Origin of the sequence: Sphaerisporangium sp. NBC_01403 (assembly GCF_045040145.1) — a bacterium.
Classification (GTDB): domain Bacteria; phylum Actinomycetota; class Actinomycetes; order Streptosporangiales; family Streptosporangiaceae; genus Sphaerisporangium; species Sphaerisporangium viridialbum.
Genome location: NZ_CP109534.1, coordinates 8,267,453 through 8,294,156, shown reverse-complemented (window position 1 = coordinate 8,294,156; position 26,704 = coordinate 8,267,453). Strand labels below are relative to the sequence as shown.

The 26,704-nt window shown below is 68.3% G+C and carries 22 protein-coding genes; 3 read left to right on the top strand and 19 right to left on the bottom strand.

Going from position 1 to position 26,704, the window contains the following annotated elements; translation table 11 throughout:
- Positions 1-38 precede the first annotated feature (38 nt).
- A complete protein-coding gene (locus OG589_RS37395) occupies positions 39-2,462 on the top strand; it encodes a non-reducing end alpha-L-arabinofuranosidase family hydrolase (protein ID WP_405143123.1) in 2,424 nt (807 codons plus the stop codon).
- A 230-nt stretch (positions 2,463-2,692) separates the two neighbouring features.
- On the opposite strand, the gene OG589_RS37390 is transcribed toward OG589_RS37395, so the two are convergent.
- The 19 genes from OG589_RS37390 to OG589_RS37300 form a co-directional block, all read right to left on the bottom strand.
- Positions 2,693-3,703 carry a LysR family transcriptional regulator gene (locus tag OG589_RS37390; RefSeq protein ID WP_405143122.1) on the bottom strand — a complete coding sequence of 337 codons (1,011 nt, stop codon included), beginning with the start codon at positions 3,701-3,703 and terminating at the stop codon, positions 2,693-2,695.
- A gap of 235 nt (positions 3,704-3,938) precedes the next feature.
- Entirely contained in the window at positions 3,939-4,691 is a 753-nt protein-coding gene (locus OG589_RS37385) for an SDR family NAD(P)-dependent oxidoreductase (protein WP_405143120.1), read from the bottom strand.
- Entirely contained in the window at positions 4,688-5,449 is a 762-nt protein-coding gene (locus OG589_RS37380) for an SDR family NAD(P)-dependent oxidoreductase (protein WP_405143118.1), read from the bottom strand. The genes OG589_RS37385 and OG589_RS37380 overlap by 4 nt, the downstream gene beginning before the upstream one ends.
- Complete coding sequence (locus OG589_RS37375) at positions 5,446-6,333, bottom strand: SMP-30/gluconolactonase/LRE family protein (protein WP_405143116.1); 888 nt, start codon at positions 6,331-6,333, stop codon at positions 5,446-5,448. Before OG589_RS37375 ends, OG589_RS37380 begins: the two co-directional genes overlap by 4 nt.
- The gene (locus tag OG589_RS37370; RefSeq protein WP_405143115.1) at positions 6,330-7,805 is read right to left on the bottom strand and encodes a UxaA family hydrolase; all 1,476 of its coding nucleotides are present in this window, start codon (positions 7,803-7,805) and stop codon (positions 6,330-6,332) included. Before OG589_RS37370 ends, OG589_RS37375 begins: the two co-directional genes overlap by 4 nt.
- 490 nt (positions 7,806-8,295) lie before the next feature.
- Positions 8,296-9,792, bottom strand: a complete 1,497-nt coding sequence (locus OG589_RS37365; protein WP_405143113.1) for a ricin-type beta-trefoil lectin domain protein — start codon at positions 9,790-9,792, stop codon at positions 8,296-8,298.
- A 157-nt stretch (positions 9,793-9,949) separates the two neighbouring features.
- On the bottom strand, positions 9,950-10,951 hold the full coding sequence (locus OG589_RS37360; protein WP_405143112.1) for an ABC transporter permease: 1,002 nt from the start codon (positions 10,949-10,951) through the stop codon (positions 9,950-9,952).
- Positions 10,952-10,979: 28 nt separating this feature from the next.
- A complete protein-coding gene (locus tag OG589_RS37355; protein WP_405143110.1) occupies positions 10,980-11,855 on the bottom strand; it encodes a sugar ABC transporter substrate-binding protein in 876 nt (291 codons plus the stop codon).
- Positions 11,856-12,013: 158 nt separating this feature from the next.
- On the bottom strand, positions 12,014-12,958 hold the full coding sequence (locus OG589_RS37350; protein ID WP_405143108.1) for an ABC transporter permease: 945 nt from the start codon (positions 12,956-12,958) through the stop codon (positions 12,014-12,016).
- A gap of 59 nt (positions 12,959-13,017) precedes the next feature.
- Positions 13,018-14,511 (bottom strand): sugar ABC transporter ATP-binding protein, encoded by a 1,494-nt coding sequence (locus OG589_RS37345; RefSeq protein WP_405143106.1) that lies wholly within the window; start codon positions 14,509-14,511, stop codon positions 13,018-13,020.
- A 342-nt stretch (positions 14,512-14,853) separates the two neighbouring features.
- Entirely contained in the window at positions 14,854-17,016 is a 2,163-nt protein-coding gene (locus tag OG589_RS37340; protein ID WP_405143104.1) for a hypothetical protein, read from the bottom strand.
- A complete protein-coding gene (locus tag OG589_RS37335; RefSeq protein WP_405143102.1) occupies positions 17,013-19,010 on the bottom strand; it encodes a TIM-barrel domain-containing protein in 1,998 nt (665 codons plus the stop codon). Before OG589_RS37335 ends, OG589_RS37340 begins: the two co-directional genes overlap by 4 nt.
- A gap of 15 nt (positions 19,011-19,025) precedes the next feature.
- The gene (locus OG589_RS37330) at positions 19,026-19,841 is read right to left on the bottom strand and encodes a carbohydrate ABC transporter permease (protein WP_405143100.1); all 816 of its coding nucleotides are present in this window, start codon (positions 19,839-19,841) and stop codon (positions 19,026-19,028) included.
- Positions 19,838-20,776: a carbohydrate ABC transporter permease gene (locus tag OG589_RS37325; RefSeq protein ID WP_405143099.1), complete on the bottom strand. Its 939-nt coding sequence runs from the start codon at positions 20,774-20,776 to the stop codon at positions 19,838-19,840. Before OG589_RS37325 ends, OG589_RS37330 begins: the two co-directional genes overlap by 4 nt.
- A gap of 27 nt (positions 20,777-20,803) precedes the next feature.
- Entirely contained in the window at positions 20,804-22,039 is a 1,236-nt protein-coding gene (locus OG589_RS37320) for an ABC transporter substrate-binding protein (RefSeq protein ID WP_405143097.1), read from the bottom strand.
- A 67-nt stretch (positions 22,040-22,106) separates the two neighbouring features.
- Complete coding sequence (locus OG589_RS37315; protein WP_405143095.1) at positions 22,107-23,105, bottom strand: LacI family DNA-binding transcriptional regulator; 999 nt, start codon at positions 23,103-23,105, stop codon at positions 22,107-22,109.
- 1 nt (position 23,106) lies between these two features.
- Complete coding sequence (locus OG589_RS37310; protein WP_405143093.1) at positions 23,107-23,292, bottom strand: hypothetical protein; 186 nt, start codon at positions 23,290-23,292, stop codon at positions 23,107-23,109.
- The gene (locus tag OG589_RS37305; RefSeq protein ID WP_405143092.1) at positions 23,289-23,654 is read right to left on the bottom strand and encodes a hypothetical protein; all 366 of its coding nucleotides are present in this window, start codon (positions 23,652-23,654) and stop codon (positions 23,289-23,291) included. The genes OG589_RS37310 and OG589_RS37305 overlap by 4 nt, the downstream gene beginning before the upstream one ends.
- 348 nt (positions 23,655-24,002) lie before the next feature.
- Complete coding sequence (locus OG589_RS37300) at positions 24,003-24,509, bottom strand: carboxymuconolactone decarboxylase family protein (protein ID WP_405143090.1); 507 nt, start codon at positions 24,507-24,509, stop codon at positions 24,003-24,005.
- On the opposite strand from OG589_RS37300, the gene sigJ reads away from it, so the two are divergent.
- Positions 24,496-25,665 carry an RNA polymerase sigma factor SigJ gene (gene sigJ / locus OG589_RS37295; RefSeq protein WP_405152205.1) on the top strand — a complete coding sequence of 390 codons (1,170 nt, stop codon included), beginning with the start codon at positions 24,496-24,498 and terminating at the stop codon, positions 25,663-25,665. The two genes, OG589_RS37300 and sigJ, sit on opposite strands and share 14 nt — an antisense overlap.
- Before the next feature lie 232 nt (positions 25,666-25,897).
- A complete protein-coding gene (locus OG589_RS37290) occupies positions 25,898-26,314 on the top strand; it encodes a nitroreductase family deazaflavin-dependent oxidoreductase (protein ID WP_405143089.1) in 417 nt (138 codons plus the stop codon).
- Positions 26,315-26,704: the final 390 nt, after the last annotated feature.

Here is a 26,704-nt window from a genome sequence, read left to right as displayed (position 1 = left end):
CGCCTGGAACCCGGCGACCTCTCCGCAGCCTGCGGGTCGTGCTCGCCGGCGCTCTCGGCGTTCTCGGCACGATCACGGCGCTGACGTTGCCGGGTCCGGCCGATGCCGCTGAGAGCACGCTCGGCGCCGCGGCGGCGCAGAGCGGCCGGTACTTCGGCACCGCGATCAGCGCCGGCAAGCTCGGCGACTCGGCGTACACCACGATCGCCAACCGCGAGTTCAACATGGTGACGCCCGAGAACGAGATGAAGATCGACGCCACCGAGCCCCAGCAGGGCCAGTTCAACTTCACCAACGGTGACCGGGTCTACAACTGGGCCGTGCAGAACGGCAAGCAGGTCCGCGGGCACACCCTGGCCTGGCACTCCCAGCAGCCGGGCTGGATGCAGTCCCTGTCCGGCAGCGCGCTGCGCCAGGCGATGATCAACCACATCAACGGCGTGATGGCCCACTACAAGGGCAAGCTCGCCTACTGGGACGTGGTCAACGAGGCCTTCGACGACAGCAACGGCGGCCGGCGCCAGTCCAACCTGCAGGCCACGGGCAACGACTGGATCGAGGTGGCCTTCCGCACCGCCCGCGCGGCCGACCCCTCGGTGAAGCTCTGCTACAACGACTACAACATCGACAACTGGACCTGGGCCAAGACGCAGGGCGTCTACAACATGGTCAAGGACTTCAAGTCCCGCGGCGTGCCGATCGACTGCGTCGGCTTGCAGGGCCACTTCAACAGCGGCAGCGCCTACAACAGCAACTTCCGCACCACGATCTCCAATTTCGCCGCGCTCGGCGTGGACGTTGCCATCACCGAACTGGACATCCAGGGCGCCTCGGCCACGACCTACGCCAATGTGGTCAACGACTGCCTGGCCGTGTCGCGGTGCGTCGGCATCACGGTGTGGGGCGTGCGTGACAGCGACTCCTGGCGCTCGGGCGACACCCCGCTCCTGTTCGACGGCAACGGCAACAAGAAGGCCGCCTACACCTCGGTCCTCAACGCCCTCAACGCCGCCGGCCCCAACCCCTCGCCCACCCCGACCCCGACGCCCACACCGACTCCCACGGGACCGGCCGGCGGCGCCGGGCAGATAAAGGGTGTCGCGTCCGGCCGCTGTCTGGACGTGCCCAACTCCGCCACCACTGACGGCACTTTGGTGCAGTTGTGGGACTGCAACGGGCAGGGCAACCAGCAGTGGACCTCCACCTCGGCCGGCGAGATCAGGGTCTACGGCAACAAGTGCCTGGACGCGGCCGGCACCGGCACCGGCGCCAAGGTGCAGATCTACTCCTGCTGGGGCGGCGACAACCAAAAGTGGCGCCTGAACTCCGACGGCACCATCGCCGGGGTGCAGTCCGGACTGTGCCTGGACGCCATCGGCGCAGGCACCGCCAACGGCACCCAAATCCAGCTCTACACCTGCTGGAGCGGCACCAACCAGAAATGGACCTGGAACGGCGGCTCCGGATCACCCAGCCCCACGCCGACTCCGACGCCCGGTGGGGGGACGCTGCCGTCGAGCCTGCGGTGGAGTTCCAGTGGCGCGCTGATCGCGCCGAAGCCGGACTCGACGCACAACATCGCGGGCATCAAGGACCCGACGGTGGTGTACTACAACGGCAAGTACCACGTGTTCGCCAGCACCGCCCAGTCCTCGGGCTACAACCTGGTGTACCTCAACTTCACCGACTGGTCGCAGGCCGCCTCGGCGACGCACTACTACCTCGACCGCACCCCGATCGGCTCCGGCTATCGGGCGGCCCCGCAGGTGTTCTACTTCGCGCCGCAGAACCTGTGGTACCTGGTCTACCAGACCGGCAACGCCTCCTACTCCACGAACCCCGACATCTCCAACCCCAACGGGTGGAGCGCGCCGAAGAACTTCTACTCCAGCATGCCCAGCATCATCCAGCAGAACATCGGCAACGGCTACTGGGTCGACATGTGGGTGATCTGCGACAGCGCCAACTGCTACCTGTTCTCCTCCGACGACAACGGGCACCTGTACCGCTCCCAGACCAGCCTGGCCAGCTTCCCCAACGGGTTCACTAACACCGTCATCGCGATGCAGGACTCCAACAAGAACAACCTGTTCGAAGCCTCCAACGTCTACAAGGTGCAAGGACAGAACCAGTACCTGATGATCGTCGAGGCCATCGGCTCCGACGGCCGCAGATGGTTCCGGTCCTGGACCGCCCCCAGCATCACCGGACCGTGGGACCAGCACGCCGCCACCGAGAGCAACCCCTTCGCCCGGTCCAACAACGTCACCTTCAGCGGCACCGCCTGGACCCGCGACATCAGCCACGGCGAGATGGTCCGCACCGCGGTCGACCAGACCCTCACCATCAGCCCGTGCAACATGCGCTACCTCTACCAAGGCCTGGACCCGAACGCCGGCGGCGACTACAACTCCCTGCCCTGGCGCCTGGGCCTGCTCACCCAGACCAACTCCACCTGCTGACCCTCGCGCCCTCCTGGTGGGGAGGCCTCTGGTGCGGCGCGACCCGCCGCACCAGAGGCGATCACCTGCCGGGGCTCGGCCGATGAGTTACGGATGTCGTCGGCCAGGATGCCGGATCGCCCGCGCGGAGCAGTTGGATGAGGTTCTCCATCGCTGCCGCCGTGCCTGACCGGGACCTGTTGGCCCAGGCACAGGGCTGCACTGCACAGTCCTCCATGGGGGTCCGGTATCTAGCTTGGGATGGCTTGTACGCCGGGGGGGAGTTGGGCCCGTTCCTGGGCGTCTAGGAAGGCTTTGACGACTGCGGCGTCTGAGCGGCGTCTGGTCCAGAAGAGGGCGACTTCTCGGCGGGCGGTGGGGGAGTCTATGGTGCGGATCGCGAGGCCTTCGGTGCTGGTGGTCTCCAGGGCGAGGCGGTTGATGACGCCGATGCCGAAGGCGGAGCGGACCAGTGCGACCAAGGTCGCCGGCTGGTCGGTGAGGTAGGCGATGTCGGCTCGTCCAGCCTCGTCGCCCAGGGTGTTGCGCAGGTCGAATCCGCCGCCGTCGTCCTCGCTGCCGGCCGGGTTGCCGATCAGTGGCCGCTGCAGGATGTCGTCGACGCTGACCGAGGTCTTCTGGGTGAGGGGGTCCTGCTCGCGCATCACGGCGACGATGTCCTCGCGCCAGATGGTTCGATGGCAGAGCGTGGTCTCGTGCATCTTCGGGAGCAGCGGCCGGAACGCGAGGTCGACGGCCCCGCTGACGACCATTTCCTCCAGTGTCGAGGCGGTTCCCTCCTGGAGCTCGATCGTGATGCCCGGGTATTTCGACGTCAGCTCCCGCAACACCGAGGGAAGGTACGTCGAGCTGACGCTCGGATAGCTGCCGATCTTGACGTGCGCGACGAAGTTGTCGAGCGTGCTGCGGGCGGCCTCGATGCCGCGTTGGAGCTCGAGGAGGGCGTTCAGGGCGTGTCCGCGGAACAGCTCACCCGCCTCGGTTGTGCAGATGGGCCGTGCCTTGCGATCGAAGAGGGTCACTCCGAGGGCATGTTCCAGGGCTGCGATGTGGGCGCTGACTCGCGACTGCGACAGATGCAGGCCGAGGGTGGCGGCGCCGAATCCGCCTTTGTCCGCCACCGCGAGGAAACTGCGCAACCAGGCGGTCTGCAGCGACATGGCGTCCCGCGGATCGCGTGGGGCGAGATCGACGATCTCGTCGGCGGGGCGATCGTTCGAAGGGGCCGGCGAGCCGTTCATCCGTCCGCCGTTCCCGCTTGAGCCATGGCGACAAGCTCCGCCAGGTGGAGCGCCCGCGTACCCAGCCGAGCGCGGCGCACCGCCGTGATCAGCTGACGCTGGCAGCCTGGGTTCACCACAACCAGAGAATCTAGATTAAGTTCGGCCAGTTCCACCATCTTCCCTGCCAGGACCCGCCGGCTGTCGCGGCGCCTGTCGGCGGAGATCGCTCGAGCATCGGCGACGGTCGGGGCCCTCATGCCGCCGTCATCCCTCCGTCGAGGACGAGCGCGGCCCCGTTGACGAACCGGCCCTCGGGCCCCGCGAGGAAAGCGACCATGGCCGCGATCTCGTCCGGTGACCCCATGCGCCCGTCCAGCTGCCGCGCCGCCATCGCCGCGCGGGCCGCTGCCGGATCCGGCGCGTTCGCGAGGATCTTCCCGACCACCTCGGTCTCCACGGTTCCGGGGCAGATTGCCACGCAGCGGATTCCTTCGCGTGCGTGGTCGACAGCGACCGCTCGGGTGAGGCCGACCAGCCCGGCTTTGGACGCGCAGTACGCCGCCCGGCGAGCCAGCCCGACCTGACCGCCCACGGAGGCGATGTTGATGATCACGCCGCTGCCGCGGTCGAGCATCAACGGCAGGGTCGCCCGGATGGTGAGGAACGGTCCAGTGAGGTTCACCGCCATGACGCGGTTCCAATCCGCGTCACTCGTCTCCAGGACGGTCGCGGCCAGGCCGATCCCGGCCACGTTCACCAGCACTTCCGGGGCGCCGACTGTGACAGCGATCTCCCGGGTCACCGACCCCACGGCCAGCGGGTCGCACAGGTCGACGGTGAAGGGGTGCGCCAGGCCACCGGTCTGCTGGATCAGTGTGGCCGTCTCGACGAGACCGGTGACGTCGAGATCCATCATCGCGACCTCGTAGCCCTCGCGGGCCAGGCGTCGAGCGGTGGCGCGGCCGATACCGGAAGCCGCGCCCGTCACCACGGCGACGGTGCTCATGAGTACGCCGATCCGGGCAGCGAACCGTCCATGGCGTATCCGCCGTCGACGTCCAAGCAAGCGCCTGTGGTGTAGCACGCCTCTTCGGACGCGAGGTAGGCGATGGCGGAGGCCACCCACTCGGGCGGCGCGATCTTCCCCAGCGGGATCTTCGCCGTCAGAGAGCTGACGATCTCGGGGGTGTAAATGGGCTCGCTCATGTTGGTCCGGGTGGCGCCCGGGCGTACGCAGTTCACGGTGATGCCGAAGGGAGCCAACTCCGATGCCATCGTGCGGGTCATCGCCTCGAGCCCGCCCTTGGTCGCCGTGTAGGGCGCGGCGTTCGGCTCGGATACCACGGCGTGGACTGAGGAGACGTTGACGATGCGGCCGGGCGTGCCGTGATCGACCATGATGCCGGCGACGGCCTGGCTCAGGAAGAAGACCCCTGTCAGGTTCACCGCGATGACGCGATCCCAATCGGCCCGTGAGACCTGAAGGAAGGGTGCGATATGCAGGATTCCGGCGACGTTGGCCAGCACGTCGACCTGCTGGAACTCCCCGCGCAGGTACTCCTCCAGCGACCGCGCCGCATCCAGGTCCGCGACGTCCAGGTCGAGCAGGCGAAGGTGCCCCTCTACGTGGTCCGGCCACGGCCTGGTGTGCTTCAGGTCGACCGCTACCACCGTGGCTCCCTCGCGCAGAAGCCGAACCGCCGTCGCCCGGCCGATACCGGAGTCGGCGCCGGTGACGACGGCGACCTTCTCGCTGAATCTCATGCGATGACCTCTCGTGAAAGGCGGAAGGGGGTCGACGGCCGTCCCGGGGTGTCGACGTCGCGCCGCAGTACCGCCCCTGCCAGCGGCCACGTGTCCAACTGGGAGGAGGTGAGGCCAATGGACGCCGAGGTGATGTACATCGTCTGGAGCTGAGGTCCGCCGAAAGCGATGCTCGTCGGACGGATGACCGGAACCCGCACCTGCTCGGCCACGACGCCATCGGGGGTGAAGCGGGTCACGTGGGCTCCGTCCCAGAAGGCGCACCAGACGTCACCCGCGGCGTCGACCCGAAGCCCATCGGGGATACCGGGGAGCGACGAGGTGTCCGCGAAGACCTGACGAGCCGTCGCCTCCCCTGACTCGACGTCGAAGGCGTACCGGTAGATCACGTCGTCGCGGGAGTCGACGAAGTACATCCGCCGCCCGTCCGGCGACCAGTCGATGCCGTTGGAGCAGTAGAAGCCCTCATCGACGACGGTGTAGGCGCCGTCGCCGTCCAACCGGTAGAGCCGACCCTCGGGCCGCGTCTCGCCGTCCTCCAGCGAACCGGTCCAGAACCGCCCGGCAGGGTCGACCGACCCGTCGTTGAACCGGCAGGCCGGGCGGTCCGCCTCGGGGTCGGCCAGGAACGTACGGTCGCCGGTACGGACGTCCAGGAGATGCCAGCCGGTGCGCATACCGGCGACGAGCACGTGCGGATCATCCGTGAGGCCGAGGCAACCGACCTGGGCCCGAACATCGATCCGGGCAGGACGCTCGGCGTCGGCGGTCTGGGTGAAAACGGTTCCCGCGACAATGTCCACCCAGTACAGGGTGTCGATCCGCGCGTCCCACAGCGGTCCCTCACCCAGCGTGGCCCGGCCGTCCCAGAAAACTGACGTCATACTACGGCTCCCATCCGCCACGGCACGATCTCCTCGGTGCCGAACCCGAGCGCCTCGGACTTGCTCGGCGTACCCGATGCCATGTCCACCAGGGCCTCGAACAGCAGGATTCCATAGCGGATCTGGTCTTCCCGCGACATCGCCGGGCCCGCGTCGAAGTCCATGTCGGCGCGCATGTGCTCGTACAGCCGGGTCGTCGTGCTGATCTTGAGACAGGGAGTCGGGCGCGACCCGAAGACCGACCCTCGGCCGGTCGTGAACGCCAGCAGGTTGGCCCCGCCGGCGACCATGCCGGTCGCCGAGACCGGGTCATATCCGGGGGTGTCCATGAAGGTCAGCCCCGCGGCGGTCACCGGGTCGGCGTACGCGACGACATCGTTGAGCGGGCTCGTACCGCCCTTCAGGACCGCACCCAGCGACTTCTCCCAGATCGTCGTGATGCCACCGTCCCGGTTGCCCTTGGACGGGTTGTTGTCCAGCTCCGCGTCATTGCTCGCCGTATAGGCCTGCCACCAGGCGATCAGTTCGTCGATCCGGTGGGCGACCGCCGGCGCGGCGGCCCGCTTGCGCAGCATGTGCTCCGCACCGTAGATCTCGGGAGTCTCGCCGAGGATGACCCGACCACCAGCGGCTACCAGCAGATCAGCCGCCACGCCCAGTGTCGGATTGGCCGTCAGACCCGAGTAGGCGTCGCTGCCGCCGCACTGCAACCCCAGTACCAGCTCGTCGACCGGAATGGGCTCACGCCGCAGGCCGGCGAGCTGCGACGCCATCGCCGCGATGGAGTCCAGGGCGGCGTTGACGGTGGCGGCCGTACCGCCCAGCTCCTGGATGGTGAGGGTCTCGACGGCCAGGCTGTCGCCGAAGATGTTCTCCGGCTGGTTGATCTCGCAGCCCAGACTGACCATCACCACTCCGGCGATGTTCGCGTGCCCGGCGTACCCGCGCAGGGTGCGGCGCAGGATGTCATCGCCGGGGGTGCCCTCGGCCATACCGCAGCCCAGTTCGTGGGTGAGAGCGATGACCCCGTCCAGACCAGGCACCCTGACCTGGGCGTTCGCGGCCTGTGCGACCATCCGGGCCACCGTCGAGGAGCAGTTCACCGTCGGAAGCACGGCAAGGTAGTTACGGGTCGCGGCCCGGCCGTCGGGTCTGCGGTAGCCGAGGAAATGGCCGCGCGTCGGGACGGCCGGCGGAGACCACAGCGATGGCTTGGAGGAGACCGTCGCGAGGCCGAGGCTCTGCGGCCCGACCCCGAGGTTGTGCATGTGAACGTGGGCGCCGGGCAGGATGTCCCGCAGCGCGATGCCGATGACCTCGCCGTACTTGCGAACGGCCGCACCCTTGGCGACGGCGCGCACGGCAACCTTGTGGCCCGCCGGGATGTCATCGATCGCGGCGACGACACCATCGACCACCTGCACGAGCGTCCCGCGGCTGAGGTGCTCACGGACAAGCCCTACGTCATCCACGCCCTCCAGCGGAACCAAAGGGACGGCGATATCGGCCGACATCGGTGCGGTCATCCAAGATCCAGCCAATGCGCGAACATGCCAAACCAGTAATCCTGAAATCGTTCAAGTCCAGATTCAGAGGCTGTCACGCAAGTCACCCTAGATCCCGGGGCAACGCCAGATGAAGCGCGAGTAACAGAACGACGCCATCCGTCCCACGAATAGCCGCAGGCCAGAGCCGGAATCCGAATGACGCCATTCGGATAACGGTCTCCGTGATCCGAATACCTGCGGTTAGCGTGTCGAAACAATCCAAGCATTCAAGGCCCCCGACGCCCGCGGGTGTCGCCCTCGGCAGCCCGGGCCGGCCCTACCTACGCGCCGGCGACGTGGTCGAGCTGGAGATCGACCACCTGGGACGCCAACGCCAGAATCTCCGGGCCACACCTTGAACCTGAGGGGGCCGGTCGCGGGTCTTCATTCCGAGACCGGCCTTCGTGCGTCCCCGTCAGAGGGTCTGCCATTTCTGGTTGTTGCCGTTCCCGCATGACCACAGTTGGACGTTCTGGGCGCTGTACAGGTCGGCGTCCAGGCAGAGCTTGGAGTCGACTCCGCGGATCGTCCCATCGGAGAAGAAGAGCCACTTCTGGTTGGCGTTGCCCAAGCAATCATGGATGACGACACGGGTGCCGTTGGTCTTGCCGAAACCGAAGGAATCCAGGCATTTCGTGCCGTTGTAGACGGTGATCGTTCCGTTGGACTGCCTGGTCCATCGCTGGTTGTCGCCGTTCCAGCAGTCCCAGACCTGGAGCTGGACATCGTTGTTGTGTGAGATGCCGGGTATGTCGAGGCACTTGTTGTAGAAGACGTTTCGCAGCTGGCTCGTGCCCGAGCCGGACCCGCCCCAGGCGTACTGGAGGCGGTCGACGGCCGTGGGGTTCGGCGTCCACAGCGGCAGGTTGTTGGTGCCGCCGTAGAACCCGCTGTAGAGCCTCAGGATGTTCAGCGAGTCGTGGTCCGGGCTCGTGGTCCTGCCGCCGATGCCGTGGCACCAGATCCCACCCAGGTGGTAGTCGTGGATGACGTCGGTGATGGCGCGCAGGAACGCGACCTCCTTGGGGGTCGTGCCGCTGGGCGTGGCGTTGTAGTTGATGCCGTTGTCGGCGTCCGCGCCGAACTCCTCTATGACGGTGCGTGCGGAGCAGTTGCCCATATAGGTCTTGATGTCGTTGACCCACTGGTCATAGGTCCTCGAGCCATAAGGAAAGGCATAGCGGTGCATCCCGAGGTAGGTGCCGGTGAAGCGGGAGTCGTTGCACAGCGGCCTCAGGTCGGTGCCCCAGCCGCCGCCGTCGGCTTGGGCGCCCTCGATGAACATCCGGTTCCTGGGAAAGCCGGCCGAACTCACGCGGGCTATCCATTTGGCGGCGAAGTCCAGCCACTGGGGGGTGGTGAATCCGATGGGCTCGTTTATCGGGTCGAAATAGACCAGGGTGTTGTTCAGGTACCTGGCGGTGAGGGTGTCCCACATCTGGTTCCAGGTGGGCAGGTAGCTGTCGACGACCTTGTTGCTACCGTCTTCCACCCAGTAGCACAGGATGACCTTGAAGCCCCTGGCCGTCGCGGCGTCGATGACGCCGTTGTAGGTGTTCCAGGCTGTGGTGGCGGGGTTGATCGGCAGCCGGACGGTGTTGGCGCCCAGGTCGCTCTGGAACGCGGCGAACATGGCGTCGGCCTTGCTCCTGGCGGCGTTGTAGTCGTCGTTCGCGGACAGCCCCTGCAGGACGAGCCGGTCAAAGGTGAAGTTGTCGCCAAGGCGGGACCAGTGCACGCCGTGGAACTGGCTGGGGTCGAGGCCGGGGTCCGCGGCGGCCGGTGATACGCCGGACACGGCCGTGAGCGGTGCCATGACCAGTGTGATCAGTGCGGCCAGCACCCAGGCCAGCGTGCGGCGGCTGAGGCGGGTTCGGGCAGGTGCGGGCGGGATGGGATGGGGGCGCGGCATGGATTTCCTTTCCGCTTGGCGCGCCGATAATGGCGGACGGAGTTCGATTGCCAGGAGCGCGCCGTAACCAGTTGGAAATGAACGTATCGACGCTTCCCAGAGGCGTCGATAGCGTCTTTCGGAACTCGCCGATCTGTGCCGCGAATGCTATTGGGCTTCAGGGTCCGCGCCTCAGCCAGCGTTGGAGTCCATCGGCGGACGCGGCGATGAAGATGATGACGCCGGTGACGATTTGCTGGTCGAAAGAGGCCAGACCGAGCAGGCTCATACCGTTGGAGAGAAATCCGAGGAAGAGCACGCCGATGCCGGTACGCAGCAGGCTGCCCCGTCCGCCGGTCAAGCTGGTGCCGCCCAGGACGACGGCGCCCACGATGTTCAGCAGCAGCGGGCTACCCATGCTCGCGCCTGCTCCGGCGAGCCCGGAAGTCAAAACGATGCCGGCGATCGCCGAGAACAGACCCGCGACGGCGTAGACGCTCGCCTTGGTACGGGTGACGCTGACGCCGCTGACGCGAGCGACCTCGACATTTGCTCCGACGTGCAGGACACGCCTTCCCCACGCGGTGCGAGTCAGGACGAGTTGCGCGATGGCGTACAGCACGACAGCCAGCCACACAGAATACGGAACCCCACCAGGCCCATCGATACTCAAGCTGATGAACCCGGAGGGGACCGGGGCGATCGTCTTGCCATGGCTGAGGAGCGTGGTGCCGCCGCTCACGACATAGAGCGCGGCAAGGGTCACAGCGAACGGGACGACAGGCATCCTCGCGACGACGGCTCCGACCACAAGACCGATCGCGGTTCCGGTGAGCAGTCCTGCCGCGACACCTGCGGGGACGTTACCGGTGCTGGTGATGATCCAGGCGCCCGCGACCCCGCCGGCGCCGATCACGCTTCCGGTGGACAGGTCGATGCCGCCGGTCAGGATGACGAAGGTCGCGCCGATCGCCGCGATCGCGACCACGGCGGACTGGCTGAACACGTTGGTGATGTTCGAAGGCGTCAGCAACCCATCGGTGAGCAGGCTCAGCACCGCGATGAGGACGACCAGCGCGGGCAGCATCGAAAGATCGGCGAACCACCCAGGACGCCGGGCCGGATCGCGCAGCCACGACGTCCGCTTCGTGGAGTAAGTCGTATGCACGGTGGAGGACACCTCGGCGGTGCCCTCCCCGCGGACGGATTCAGGCGACACAGCCCCACACCTGCGGGCTGGTCGTGGCGAAGCCGGCCTGGTTGAGGGTCAGACCCTTCGTCTGGACGGTGCTGGGGTCGACGGCCTTCCCGCCCAGTGCGGTGGTGATCGCCGAGATGGCCTGCTGCCCGAAGTCGTCGACGGGGGTGGCGATGTCGGCGTCGAGGGTCTTGGCCCGCATAGCCTTGCATCCGTTCTGGTCACCGTCGATGGTCACCAGGAACACGTGCTTGGGATCTCCGATCGGGGCCAACCGGTTGGCCGAAGTCAGCGCGGACTGCACCGACGGCAGCAGGAAGTCCGAGGGAACGAAGATCGCGTTGATGTCGGGGTTCTTCTGGAGCGCGTTGGACGTCCCGTCCAGGGCCTGGGCCGGATCCCAGTTGGTGGGGACCTGGCTGACGACGGTGACGTCCGGGTTGCCCTTGAGAGCGGCGTTGAATCCGTCCCTGCGGCCGATCGCGTTCTGGTCGGTGAGCGCGCCCACCAGCTCCAGCACCTTCAACGGTTTGGTCTTGGCCGCATTGGCGAACTCGGTCGCCGAAAGCCGGCCGTCGGCCGAGGGGTCGCCGGTGATCTGGAACGTGACGTTCTGCTGGTCGGCGACCTCCCGGTCGATGGCGATGAACGGAACGTTCCTGGCCCTGGCCAGGCTGATGGAGGAGGCGATCTGCTGACCGTCCTGGGCGATCACGATCACCGCGCTGACCTTGCGCGTCTGGATCAGGTCCTGGATCTGCGAGGACTGCTTCTGCGGGTCCTTGTCGGCGACGTCGAAGATGACGTCGTATCCGGCCGTCTTGGCCGCCTTCTCGATCGCCGTCTTCTCTGCCTGGCGAATCGCGTTGAGCAGATCGAAGCTCACACCGATCGTAACCTTCTTGCCGGACGTGCCCGATCCGGACTGCTTCGAGTTCGAACCGCAAGCGGCGAGTACGAGACACGACGCCGTGAGCGCTGCCATGGATCGAATGATCGGGGAGGCTTTCATGGGGGGTTACCTTTCATTTCATGACGCACGATTCATGCGGTCGTCATCGTCTGGCCCCCGCCGGACGATGAACGGCCGGGCAGCCGCTGGGTCCGAGCCAGGTTCCGCCACCGCGTTCCGGCGGCGATGACCGCGGTGAGAAGGACGCCGCCACGGACGATGTCGAAGACATAGGGCGAGGCTCCGGAGAAGACCAGCCCCGTCTGCGCGGTGGTGAGGACGAGAGCACCGAGGACGGTGCCGGTGATGCTTCCCCGCCCCCCGAACAGGCTGGTGCCGCCGAGGACCACTGCCGTGATCACCGTCAGCTCGTAGCCGTCACCGATGGAAGGCTGGACGGCGCCCAGACGTGCGGTCTGAGTGAGTGAAGCGACAGCGGCCAGCAGGCCCGCGAGCGCGTACGCACCGACCGTCACCGCCCTGACGGGGAGCCCCGCGTTGAGGGCGGCAGCGCGGTTGGACCCCACCGCCTGGGTGTATCTGCCGAACACGGTCCGGCTGAACACCATGCCCCCGACGAGGGCCGTCGCCGCGGCGAGCAGAACCGGAGCGGGGACGCCGAGGAGGCTCCCTGTGCCGATACCCCGCAGGTGCGCGGGAAGATCGATGTTCTGCTGGCCGGTGATATGACCGCCGGCCCCTCGAAAGACCTGCATCGAGGCGAGGGTCACGATCAGGGCGGGGACCCGGGTCATCGCGACCGCGACCCCGTTGAGCAGGCCCATGAGCAGTCCCGCCGTAGCGATGGCGAGGAACACCGCACCGGTCGGCGCTGAGATGAGCGCCTGGCTGGACTCGATCGCGGCTGCCAGGAACAGCATCGAGCCGACGGACAGGTCGATTCCCGCAGTCATGATCACGAATGTCGCGCCGACCGCGGCGATGATCAGCGGGCTTGCCTGGATGGCGATATTGCGAAGGTTCGCCGTCGTGCCGAATCCGCTATAAAGACCGGCAAGAGTGAGGAGCAGCACCATCCACACCGGCAGAAGTGGCTGCCGTCGCAGAGCAAGAACAGACCATTTGCCAGCAGATTTCATCGGGCACCCCCAGTGGCGAGCCGGATGACGGCCTCCTGGGTCGCCTGCGACCGGTCGAGAATGCCGGCCAACCGGCCATCGTGCATGACACCGACGCGATGACTCAGCCCGAGAACTTCCTCCATCTCGGAGCTGATGAGCAGGATCGCCGAGCCGGCGTGCGCGAATTCGACCAGAAGCCGGTAGATCTCAGCCTTGGCCCCCACGTCGATACCGCGTGTCGGCTCGTCCAGAATGATCAGTTGGGGTTGTCTGCTCAGCCACTTGGCGAGGACCACCTTCTGCTGATTGCCGCCGCTCAGCGAGCCGCCGCCCGCGTCCAATCCGCCGCGCGCCGTCAGGCCCACGGTCGTCGCGAGTTCTCGGGTGAGCTGGCGTTCAGCCGTATTGTCGAGCCATCCGAACGGCCGCAAACGGCAGACCGAGTCGAGGTCGACGATGGAGAGGCTTTCGCGGATCGGCCGCTCGAGAAACAGTCCCTCGTGCCGCCGGTCCTCGGTGACGAATGCGATTCCGGCACCGACGGACGCGCGAACGTCTCCGCGCCGCAGCGGCCGTCCGGCCACCTCGATCTGCCCGGCTCCGCCTGCGAGTCCGAAGATCGCCCGGGCGACCTCGGTACGGCCCGAGCCCATCAGCCCGGCCAGGCCGAAGATCTCGCCCTGGGCGATGTCGAACGAGATCCCTTCGACCCGGGAGTCGTCGCTCAGGTCACGTACGGACAACGCGATCGCCGACCGCGGTTCCGGAAGCTCCGGGTATCCCTGGGCGAGTTCGCGTCCCACCATGAGCGACTCGAGGGTGGCGCGGTCGAGCTCGCGGGTCGGCCGGTCGGCCACGAGCCGCCCATCGCGCATGACCACGACTCGCTGACTGAGTCTGAAGATCTCCTCGAGATAATGGGTGATGTAGAGGACCGCCACTCCGTCGCTGCTCAGTTGCTCGACGATCCGCATGATCAGCTCACGTTCGGCGAGATTGAGCGAGGCGGTCGGCTCGTCGAACACGATGGCGCGGGGTTCGGCCGCCAGGGCCTTGGCGATCTCTACCAGCTGACGCTGCCCGGCGGAGAGTTCACGCACGACAGCGTCCGGACCGAAACCGGCACCGACTCGCTGAAGGATGGGGGCGGCGGCGCGCCGCAGGGCCGCGGGCCGGACCGTCATCGCTCGGGAGGACCTGAGATGGCCGATGAAAATGTTCTCGGCGACCGTCAGGTCGGGAAACAGGCTGGTCTCCTGGTGCACCGTGGCCACGCCCGAGTGCCTCGCGCCGCCCGCTCCCGCATGGGCGATCTCGCCGCCGAAACTGACGTGCCCGGAGTCGGGCCGCAGAGTTCCGCCGATGATGTTCTTGATGGTGGACTTGCCGGCACCGTTCTCCCCGGCCAAAGCCACGACCTCGCCACTCGAGACCGCGAACGAGACGTCATTCACCGCGACGACACCGCCGAACGACTTCGACAGCCTGCTCACCGTGATCGCGGCCACCGGACTCACCACGCTTGGTTCACAGCCGTGGGCATGAGGTCCTCCCATAAGTCCGGAACGCCATTCACATGGCAATGAGGCGTGCAACGTCCCCGAGCGATGTATCCGCCTGCGGGAATGCTGTAGAACGCTAAGGCCCGAGGTCCAAGCTGTGAAGCGCATGTTTCGGCAGGCAACGATCCGGTAATCGAATCAGCCGATCCCCCCGGCCCGCGCCGCCCGCGACGGCCGCGTTGGGATCGACCAGACGCCCGCCGAGCCGGCCGACCCCCGCCGAGCCGGCCGACCCAGGCCGTACGGCGCCTCTCCGGGTCCGGATGCCCGGAGAGGCGCCGCCGCACGTCAGCCCGTCGTGATGTCCACGCTGTCGAGCGCGGCGTTGAACCCGCTGCTGCTCGGGTTGCGGTTCCCGGTCACCCGTACACGCATGGTGTGGGCGCCGTTCGCGAGGACGGGGCTCGTCCACACGACGCCCGAGGCGTTGCGCGTGGAGCTGTAGTCGTCGACGAGCGTCTCCTGGCCGCCGTCCACGGAGACCGCGATGATCTGCTGGTCCACGTCCCGTACGGCATGCAGGGCGACGCGGGTGCCAGTGAAGGCCAGGGTGGCCGTCGAGCCCGCGGTGTAGCTCCAGTTGGCCGTCCCCGCGTACATGTCGGGCACGCCCGTGGCCAGCCCCCAGCCGCTGCTGTAGGAGAACTGGTTGGTGCCCGTGCCGGTCACGTTGGCGTCCACCGTCACGGTGGTGGGCCCCGGCGAGGAGGTGACGTCGGCCCGGTCGATCGCGATGTTGACGCCCGTGCCGGCGGGGTTGCGCTGGCCGGTGTTGACGATCGTGAGGGTGTGGGGTCCGGCCGGCAGGGTGGCGCTGGTCCAGACGACTCCCGAGGCGTTGCGGGCGGGGGCGTAATTGTCCACGGTCTGGGGCGAGCCCCCGTCCACGGACACCGTCATCCTGCCCTGGTCCACGTCGCGCACGGCGCGCAGCGCCACCTGCGTCCCGGTGAAGCGGAAGGTCGCGGTGGCCCCGGCGACGTGGCTCCAGTTGGCCGTCCCGGCGTACATGTCGGCGAGGCCGGTGGTGAGCCCCCAGTTCGCGTCGTACTGGAACTGGTTGGCGCCGGTGCCCGTGGTGTTTCCGTCCACGACGACGGTTCCGCCGCCGGAGCCGCCCGGCGTGAGCGTGATGGTGTAGGCGTCGGTGCCGGACAGGTAGGAGACGGGGACGGTGAGTGAGCCGCCCGAGACGGTGACGTCCTGGTCGGAGACCACGAGCGGCCCCGACAGCGGGCTCTGGTGCGGGATGCGCTCGACGTGGACGTGCACGGCGCCGTTGTTCACCAGCCACGGCGTGGAGGACAGGCCGGTTACGCTGACCGTCGTCGTGCCGGTCTGGCCGGAGTTGTTGCCCAGCAGGGCGACAGCCCTGTTCTGGCTCTGGTCCACGGCCGCGGCCACGGCGACGCCGTCGCCGTTCGTGGTCGAGACGAGGGAGCCGGTCAGCTGGGCGTAGGCGCGGTAGACCCACCACTGCCCGGTGGGCTGCTGGTCGCTCGTCAGGGCGCCGGACAGTATGCCGGCGACGCAGCAGTCGGACCAGATGGCGTGGGCCGCCGCGGACACCGAGGAGGCGGCCAGCCGGTCGAGGTACCAGGCCAGGTAGCCCGGGTTCTGCTGCTGCGGGAACAGGTACTCGTCGATCGTGAACGGCATCGCCGGGATCGAGCGCGCGGATAGCAGCCCGGTCGCGTCGTTCGCGTCTGCCACGGGGTCGCCGCTGAAGTGCCAGTTCAGGACGTTCGGCAGGGTTCCGTCCGCCTTGGTGCGGGTGAGCCAGTCGCCGATCCAGGTGCGGTTGTACCCGCCGAAGGACGGGCCGACGATCACGGCGGACGGGTCGAGGCGGCGGATCTCGTTCACCGCCGTGTTCCACATCTGGAAGTACTGCGGGCTGTTCACGCCGCGCGGCCAGAAGCCGGTGCCCTCCGGCTCGTTCCAGATGTCGTAGCGCACGCGGACGCCGGAGGCGCGGACGTCGGTCACGAGCCGGTTGACGAACGTCCGCCAGTTCGAGCAGTCGCCGTTGTCGCAGGGGTAGACGGTGGTCGAGGGCTGCTCGGTGTCAGCGCCCCACACGTCCGAGACGAGCAGGTGGTACGTCGCGCCGTACGCGGCGGCGGTGACCCTGCGGGCCTGGTCGAGCGCGGAGTTGAGCCGCACCCGGTACCCGTTGCCCGCCGTGTAGCCGTCGCCGATCCAGCCGTGCCCCGCGATCCGGGCGCCTCCCCCGCGGAACAGCGTCGGGCGCAGGGGCTGCAGCAGGCTGTCGGCGGGACCCGACCCGTTCTGGTTGAGGCCGTAGAGGAACCCCGCGCCGGCGCGGGTGGGCGCCTTGCCGCGCTCGGCCAGGTTGATCGTGACTGAGGCCGCCTGGGCGGGGACGGCCGTCAGCAGCGCGGCGGCCAGGGCGAGGGCCATGAGTAAGGCGAGTCGTAAGCGGTTCATCGCAGATCCTCCAGAGACAGGGGGGTGTCGGCGTCGTCTCGGACGAACAGGGGGATGCGGTCGAGCGGGGCCTCGACCGTGATCCGGGCGCCGCCCTTGTGGCGGGTCCCGGTGTCGGTGTGGGTCCAGGTGGCGCCGTCGGGCAGGTACACCTCGCGCACCCGCTCGCCGCGCCCGAGGACCGGCGCGACCAGCAGGTCGCCGCCGAACATGAACTGGTCGTCGACGTCCCAGGCCGCTTCGTCGCCGGGGAACTCCAGCAGCAGCGGGCGCATCAGCGGGAGCCCGGTCCGCTCGCCGTCCCGCAACTGGGCGTGCAGGTACGGCCGCAGGAGCTCGCGGCGTCGCATGGCGAAGGTCATCGCCTGGTAGGCCTCGTCGCCGAAGGACCAGACCTCGTTCGGCCCGCCCGAGACGCCGACGAAGCTGCGCGTCTCGCGCGGATCCCGGTGGCCGTGCAGGCGGAACAGCGGGCAGAACGCGCCGTACTGGAACCACCGGACGACCAGCTCCCGGTACGCCGGGTCGTCCGGGTCGCCGCCCTGGAACCCGCCGATGTCGGCGGTCCACCAGGGGATGCCGCTCATCGCGACGTTCAGGCCCGCCCTGACCGTGCCCGCGAGCGCCTCGAACGTGGCGGGGATGTCGCCCGACCACAGGGCCGCGCCGAAGCGCTGCGAACCCGCCCAGGCGGACCTCACCAGCGAGAGGACCTGGGTCTCGCCCTGGGCGCGCATGTGCTCGTAGATGCCGCGGGTGTGCTCGCGCGGGTAAAGGTTGGCGACCTCGGCGCCCGGCCCGGCGGCGTAGGAGTGCCGCTCTGGATGGCGCATCTCCGGCTCGCAGGCGTCCAGCCACCATGCCCGCACGCCGATGTCGTAGTAGTTCTCGCGCAGCCGTTCCCACAGCCAGGCGCGGGCCCGCTCGCTGGTCGCGTCGTAGAAGGCGACGGCGACATCCGAGCCCGAGCCGGCGTCCGGCCACTCCCCGTGGACGGCCGGCCCGTCGCCGGCGTCAACGAGCAGCCCGGCGTCGCGCATCGGGCCGTAATTTGCCGACAGCGGGCTGACCGACGGCCACACGGACACCGCCGTCTCGACGCCCATTCCGCGGAGTTCCTCGACCATCGCGCGCGGGTCGGGCCAGTGCTCCCGGTCGAAGTCCCAGTCGCCGAGGTGCCGCCAGTGCAGGTAGTCGACCACGATGACGGACAGGGGCAGCCCGCGCCGGGCGTACTCCCGGGCCACACCGAGCAGCTCGTCCTGGGTGGCGTAGCGCAGCTTGCTCTGCCAGAAGCCGGAGGCCCAGGACGGGAGGCGCGGGGCGTGCCCCGTGGCGTCCGCGTAGTTCGACAGGATCCGCGCCGGGGTCTCGCCGGTGGTCAGCCAGTAGTCCAGCTGCCTGGCCCGGTCGGCGACCCAGCGGGTGCCGTTGGCTGCCAGCTCGACCCGGCCGACCGCCGGGTTGTTCCACAGCAGGCCGTACCCGCGGCTGGAGACGGCGAAGGGGATGCTCACCTCGCCGTTGCGCTGGTGGAGTTCGAGCACCATGCCCTTCTGGTCGAACCGGCCGTGGCCGTGCTGGCCCAGGCCGTAGACCCGCTCGCCGTCGTAGGCCGCGAAGCGCTGCTCGACGCGGTACTGCCCGCCGCCGAGTGCCTCGTAGTGCCGCGCCCCCGGCCACCAGAAGTGCGCGGGCTCCTCGCGGATCAGCTCCTGCCCCGTGTCGGTGCGGCTCGCCGTGAGGAGTCCGTCCCGGCTCGTGACGGTGACCCGCAGCAGGCCGTTGGTGAGCGTGGCGGAGTCCGCGCCGATGTGGATCTCGGCCTCCCGCGGGGCGGGCTCGGGTTCCAGCGCCCCCGGCAGGTCGTCCAGCAGGCGGTGGACGCCGGCGCGCACGCGCACGCTGTCGGGCCCCCACGGCTGGACCGTCAGCAGGTGATGCTCATGCCTCCATGTCAGCCGGTCGCCGGAACGGGTGAAGGGAAGGGACAACGATTTCTCCAGTCTTCATTCTTTGACGGCGCTGTCGGCGACGCCCGCGGCGACGTAGCGCTGCGCCACCACCATCAGCACCGCCGCCGGGACGGACGCGATGACCCCCGTGGCCATCACGCTGTTCCAGTCCGTCATGTGGGCGCCGATGAACCGGTAGATCCCGACGGTCACGGGCGCGGAGTCGTCGCGGGTGGTCAGGGTGACCGCGAACAGGAAGTCGGCCCAGGCGAACAGGAACGAGAACAGGCCCGCGGCGATCATCGCGTTCCTGCTGACCGGCAGGATCACCGCGACGAGCGTGCGCAGCCGGGACGCGCCGTCGATCGCGGCGGCCTCGCAGATCTGGCTGGGGATGGACCGCATGAACGCCTGCAGGATGAGGATCGCGAACGGCACGCAGAGCGTGGAGTCGGCGAGGACCAGCGCGACCGGCGAGTTGATCAGGCCGAGCGCGTCGGCCGCGATGTAGAGCGCGTTGGCCATGACGATGCCCGGGATCATCTGCGCGACGAGCAGCGCGAACTGCAGCGCCCGCCCGCCGGGCGCGCGCAGCTGCGCCAGCCCGTACGCCGCCGGGACGGCGAGCACGAGCGTGAGGGCCACCGTGCCCAGCGAGACGGCGAGGCTGGTGACGAGGTGCCCGCCCTGACTGGCCAGGGCGTTCCGGTAGCCGTCGAGCGTGCCGTGCAGGGGCAGCCAGGTCGGCTCGTCGCCGATCAGCTCGGTGGACGGCAGGAGCGACGCGTTGACCATCCAGTACAGCGGGAACAGCATCACCGCGAGGATCAGCAGCGCCGCCGCGGTGGTCGCCAGACTCCGGGCCCTCACCGCGCTCCCCGCCCTTCGGGGTCGCGGGTGGCCCTCAGGTAGACGAACGCGAAGACGACGGCGAGGAGGATGAGTACGTTCCCCACGGCCGCCCCCCGCCCGAACGTCAGCCGCTGGAACGACAGGTCGTAGGAGAAGGTCGTCAGCGTCTGCGAGGAGTCGGCGGGCCCGCCCTGCGTGAGCACCATGATCAGGTCGAAGACCTTCAGCGTGTAGATCAGGCCGAGCGTCAGCACCACCACGCTGACCGGGCGCAGCAGTGGCAGCGTGATGCGGGTGAAGCGCTGCCACGCGCCCGCCCCGTCGAGCCCGGCCGCCTCGTACAGCTGCGCCGGGATCGCCTGCAGGCCGCCGTACAGGATCACCATGTTGAACGGGATGCCGACCCAGATGTTGACGAGGGTGACGGACAACAGGGCCAGGTCGGTGCTGGCCAGCCAGGGGATCGGGTGGCCGAGGGTCTGGTTGAGCACGCCGGAGTCGGTCTCCAGGATCCACCTCCAGGCCGTGCCCGACACCACGAGCGGGAGCAGCCACGGCACGAGCAGCAGCGACCGCAGCACCCCGTTCAGCGGGAAGCGCCGGTGGAAGAAGACCGCCAGGGCCAGGCCGAGGGAGAACTGCAGGGCCAGCGAGCCCGCCGTGAACAGCACCGTGTTCAGCACGGTCCTGCCGAAGGCGGGGTCGTGCCAGACCGCGCGGTAGTTGTCCCACCCGACGAAGGGGGCGACCCCGGTGTAGAACGACTTGACGGTGTAGTCCTGGAACCCCATCCGCAGATTGCTGACCAGCGGATACACGTAGAACAGGAGCGCGTACAGGCAGGTCGGGGCGATGAACGCGAACGCCGCCCACCGCCGCGCGCCTGTCCTGGGGCGCCGGCGCGACCGCGCCCCGGCGGAGGCGGCGGGAGCTGCCGCGCTAGCGGAGACCATGGCAGGCATAGGAGGAGTCCCCGTTCCCTACTTGACCGCGGCCTGCGCCGCGCTCAGCGCCTCCTGCGGCGACTTGCCTCCGGCCAGGCACTGCTGGATCGCGTTGAACAGCGCCTCGCTGACCCGCGGGTAGTCCGTCCCCAGCTCGGCGGTGCGGGCCAGCGCGGTGGCCACCTCCTCGGCGAACGGCGCGAGCTGCGGGTCGCGCGCGGCGAGCTGGCCGGCCGCGGCGCGGTTGCTCGGGATGTAGCCGGCGGCGGTCGACCACTCCAGGCTCTTGTCCTGGCTGAGCAGGCACTTCAGCACCGCGACGGCCTTCTTCTCCCGCTCGGGGGTGCTGCGGCCGACCGTCCACACCTCGCCGCCCAGCGGCGTCACCGGCTTGGCGGACGGCGAGGGGATGGGGATCGGGACGATGCCGAACTCGAGGTCCTTCTTCTGGTTCAGCGTCGGCAGCTGCCACGGGCCGTTCACCATCATCGCCGCGTTCCCGGCCATGAACTGGTCGTTGATGTCGGCCTGGGTCCAGGTGACCACCGACTTGGAGGCCGACCCGGAGTCGACCAGGTCCTTCCACAGCGTCAGCGCCTGGACCGCCTGCGGGGAGTCGAGCTGCTTGAGGCTAGCCCCCGCCGTCCAGAAAAAGGGCTCGAACTGGAAGCTGCCCTCCTCGGTGCCGACCGCCGAAAACGCGATGCCGTACCGCTTGCCCTTGGTCAGCTTCCCGGCGGCCTCCGTCAGCCCGTCCCAGGTCTTCGGTGGTTGCAGGCCCGCCTCGCCGAACAGCTTCTTGTTGTAGTAGAGGGCCAGGCCGTTCACTCCGGGGGCGATGCCGTACGTCTGGCCCTGGTACTGCCCCGCGTTCACGATCGAGGGGAACAGCCCCTCGGTGCTCAGCCCGGCCTCCGACAGGCGCACCAGGCCGCCGGTCGCGGCGAGCTGGGCCAGGTCCGGGTTGTCGATCAGGGCCAGGTCGGGGAGCGACCGCGAGGACGCCTGCTGGAGCAGCTTGGGGATGAACTGGGTCCGCGGCACCTGCTGGTGCTCAATCTTCACCCCGGTCTCCCGGCCGCACGCCGCGAGGATCTCCGGCAGCTTGGTGTTCTGCGGCGCGGCCTCGTAGTAGTCGATCTCCGTCAATGTGCCGGTGTCCGCGGCGGGCGCGGCGCCGCCGCCACAGCCGCCGATCGCGAGGGCGGCGGCGACGGTGGCGCCGGCGGCCAGCGCCCTGCGTCCGGTACGGGGGAGTGCTGTGTATGGCATGGTCAGGGCCTTTCGAACTGATTCGATTATGGCTGCGGGCAGCCCAGGAGAGGGGCGGCGCGCAGGGTCAGGCTCGCGTGCGCCTATAGGTGCGGGTGCTTTCGCGTACGTTCAGCTCTGGTGCGAGCATGGTGACCGGCGGCTGTGGTTCGCCGCGGATCAGACCGGCCAGGCGTTGCACGGCCGTGTGGGCCAGGTCCTCGACGGGCAGCGCCAGCGAGGTCACGGGGTGGGCCAGGCGCCCCACCTCGTCGTCGGAGCAGATCGCGACGAGGGAGACGTCCCGCGGCACCCGCCGGCCCATCCGGGCGAGCCGGTCGACCACCAGCGGCAGCCCCCACTCGTTGTAGACGATCAGGCCGCTCGTGTCCGGGTTCGCGGCGAAGAGCGCGGTGAGCGCGGCGTCCACCCCATCAGGCGAGGGCTCGCACGGCTGCCAGACGGCGGTCGCGCCCCGGCTCTCGATCGCCTCCACCGCCCCGTCGCGGGCGTGCGCCGCGTAGGCGCCCCCGCGGGCGTACGTCTCGGGCGGCTGCCCGAGGAAGCCCAGGTTCGTGTGCCCGAGGTCGAGCAGGTGCTCGGCACAGAGCCGGCCGGACAGCGTGAAGTCGAAGTCCACGAGGGGCAGCCCCGCCGCGTCGTCGGGCGTGCCCACCAGGACGGCCGGGCACTTCAGCGAGCCCAGCAACTCCACCCGCGGGTCGCGCTGCTGGACCTCCATCAGCATCACCCCGTCCACCAGCGCGCTGGCGACCGCGTCGCGGATCGCCTTCTCGCCGTTGTCGTCGGTGATCATCAGCAGCTTCAGCCCGGCGTCCTGCGCGGCGGACAGAACGGCCCACACGTACGGCATCTGCACCTGGTTGTGCGGTCCGTGGACCAGCGGCAGCGCCATCGCGATCACGCCCGACCTGCGGGTCCTGATCGACTGGGCGCCCGCGTGCGGCCGGAAGTTGAGCTCTCGGATGCTGCGCTCGACACGTTTGGTCGTCTCGGGGGAGATCGACCGGTTGCCGCTGAGCACGTAGGAGACGGTGCTGCGCGAGACCCCCGCGTGCTTCGCCACGTCAGCGATCGTTGCCGCCATGATCGGCCTCTCGGATCGAACTGATTCGATTGCGGCAACGTAACACCAGGATGACATCGCCACAAGACCCGAATGAGGGCCGGCCGGAACGGCCGGCGGCCGGGTCGGCATCGCCGCCCACCCGGATGCCGAACAGGCCCAGAGCCTGACGTCGGGTCACCGTCATGCAGCGGCGGCCACGTGAGTGCGGCGGCCGGCCCAGACCCGGCTAAGTTGAAGGACGCTCATGCCGAACATCAACGCGCCCAATGGGACGTGCACGGTCTTCACGTGCGCGATGCCGAGCGCTATCTGCGCCAGGGTGAGCCCGAAGAATCCGGCCGCGTACAGGATGGCCCTGGGCGAGCCGCCGCCCGGCCGCCACACCAAGATCGCGGTGACCAGGTGCAACAGCGCCGCGGCGAACACCCCGTACGCCGAAACGCTGTGCAATGCCCGTCCGTCGGGCGAGGACAACAACAGTCCGGCGGTGATCGGCGCGGCGAAGAGGGCCAAGGTTTGCAGGGCGATCGCGACACGCAAGAACATGGGTGCCTCCTTGACTGCTGCGGGACGGGTGAAGACGGCGACGATCTGGTGCCTCAGTAGTCCGACGACACAACCGCCGGGAATGTGAGGCGACGCGCCAACCTCACGGTTCGGTGGCCACGGCCACCGCCTCTCCTCGCTCCGTGCCGATACCGAGTGAAGATGAGACGGTGGCCGCCACATGCCATAGCGACACACCGTAGCTTTCGGGACATAATCCGCTACGCGCGGATACGTCACCATCGGCATGGCATACGCCCAAGATTTTGGTTAAAGAGCAAGCTCAGGAGCTGGCCGTGCTCAGCGCGTGAGACGCGGTTGCCGTCCTCATCCTGAGCCTGTTGGGCGTTACTTGCTGTAATTCTTCCCGGGGGCCTTACCGGGGATCGGCTTGCCGATGAGAGCGACGGGGATGAAGAAGCAGATCTGGCTGATCGCCAGGGTGAGCGTCCAGAGCGCCTTGTCGTCGTAGTGGGCGGATGCCTTGGCATACAGCTCGTCGGGGACGCGCTCCCCGGACGGGTTCGGGGTGAGGACGGCCTCCACGAGCTCCAGTGCGACCCGTTCGGCGTCGGTGAAGTAGGGGGCGTCCTGCCATGACGCCACGGCGGTGATGCGCTCCTCTGTTTCCCCGGCCTTGCGGAGGTCGCCGGTTTGTCGGACGGTGTGGTACGTGCTGCCGACGATCTGCCCGGCGCGGAGCTGCACCATGCTGATAGTGGTCTGCGGAATCGAACCGTTCCGGGTGGCCTTGAACATGGCTCCGGAGATTGCTGCCATCTCGGGGAAGAACTGGGTGGGGTCGGGCAGACGCGACTGGAGGTCGTCCTGCTTGGTCATCGTGGGGATGGACATTGCGAGGTCTTCCCTTCTGAATCTCAGCGCTGTTTCGACGGCGATCCGCATGCCGGCCGGGGTCGCCGAGCTTTCCTGCGTGCTGGATGGTGTCTCAGTAGTCCGACGACACAACGGCTGGGAATGTGAGGCGACGCGCCAACCTCACAGTTCGGTGCGATGTCTCGTCGAACTGGTGAGGGCAGCTGCGACCAAGGGAGTCGTCGACACCATGACCACCCGATCCGAGCCAGAACACGGCCGGCCCGATCCGGGCCTGAGCGCGATCATGAGCGAGCGGCGTCAGCTGATCAATCTGGCGTACCGGCTCCTCGGCTCGCTGGCCGACGCCGAGGATGTCGTACAAGAGACCTACGCCCGCTGGTACGCCATGTCCCGGCAACAGCAGGAAGCCATCGAATCCCCCGGCGCCTGGCTGACGAAGGTCGCCAGTCGCGTCTGCCTCGACCTGCTCGGCTCGGCACGGGCCCGGCGGGAGCGCTACGTGGGCGAATGGATCCCCGAGCCGCTGCCCGATCATGCCGAGTGGATCAGCGGGCGGCCGGGCGGCACCACGGTCGACCCGGCCGACCGGGTCACCCTCGACGAGTCGGTCAGCATGGCCTTCCTCGTCGTGCTCGAATCGATGACCCCGGCCGAGCGCGTCGCGTTCATCCTGCACGATGTCTTCTGCCACTCCTTCGCCGAAGTGGCCGAGATCGTCGGCCGTACCCCGGCGGCATGCCGCCAGCTGGCCTCCTCGGCCCGCCGTCGCATCCGCGCGTCGCGGGCTCCCACGGCTCCGGCAGCCCAGCAGGCCGGCATCGTCAGGGACTTCAAGCAGGCATGGGAAGCCAAGGACATCGACGCCCTCATCGGCCTCCTCGACCCCGACGCCACGGGGATCGCCGACGGCGGCGGCCTCGTCAGCGCCGTGCTCCGCCCCATCGAAGGTGGCGAGCAGGTCGCGCGCTACGCCCTCGATATCGTCGGCAGGGTACCCAACCTGACGATCCTGGAGCGTAGGGTCAACGGTCAGCCCGGTCTGGTGGCTCAGCAAGATGGCGTCACCGTGGTGGTGATGGCGTTCGACGTCGCAGGCGACCGGATCAAGCACATCTGGGCGGTACGCAACCCCGAGAAGCTCCGGCCGTGGACGGTGGGGCCACAGCACTAACGTGACAAGCTCGCGGGGCAGGGCGTGGGGATCGGAGGAGTTATCCACAGTATCCACAGAGTCGTACACAGGTTCGAATGATCTCCACATGTTGGCCTTGTGGGCCACGGTCGCGATCGACGGCCGGCGCTCTGGACTTGACCGTGGCGACCTGATCGCCGATAGCGTGAGCGAGAGTGCGCATGATCAAGTGCCGGGAGGATCGTTGACAACACCAGAGCCCGATGAAGTCGTGGACAGCCCCACAGGCTGGGTGGCCAAGCACATCAAGCGCTACGTCGAGTCCGACGGCCAGGACGGGCACAGCTACAACGGGTACGACTCGCTCCTGCTCACGACGAGGGGAAGGAAGTCGGGAAAGCTGCGCCGTACAGCGTTGATCTATGGGCGCGACGGCGACGACTACCTGATCGTGGCCTCGAACGGTGGCGCCGACGACCACCCCGCCTGGTACCTCAACCTGCTCGAGTGCCCTGAAGTCAGCGTGCAGGTCGGCTCGGAGAAGTTCGCCGCACAAGTCCGCACCGCCAACGACGAGGAGAAGCCTCGGCTGTGGGAGTTGATGGTGTCGGTCTTTCCCATGTACGCCGGCTACCAGAAGAAGACCGCCAGGGTGATCCCCGTCATCATCATCCAGCGAGAGAAATAACCGGAGGTCGTGCGCTTCGTCGCCCGGGTCGACCACCGGAGCCGTAATGGCCGGTGCGGGTTGATCCTTTCGTCACCGCAACGTGCGGCCGAGTTGCCGCCCGCGAGCGTTCGCCGACCTGGCGGGTAGAAGCGGGTAGAAGGGGAGGGACGCGGATCCGCGCCCCTCCCCTTCGCTTCTGGGACCGATGCTCCGCGCGCCGGGTGGATGTCCTGTTTGGGCCTTGTACGGCATTGAAGTCGGGGCTACGATCACGTCAACTCTTAGGAAACTTTCCTATAAGAACTGTGAGGTTCCACAGACGCGACTCATCCGCCCCTAACGAACCCAGTCGCCCACTCCTAACGTCCTGCCCGCCGAGGCCGCCAGGACGGCATTCCGACCGCGACC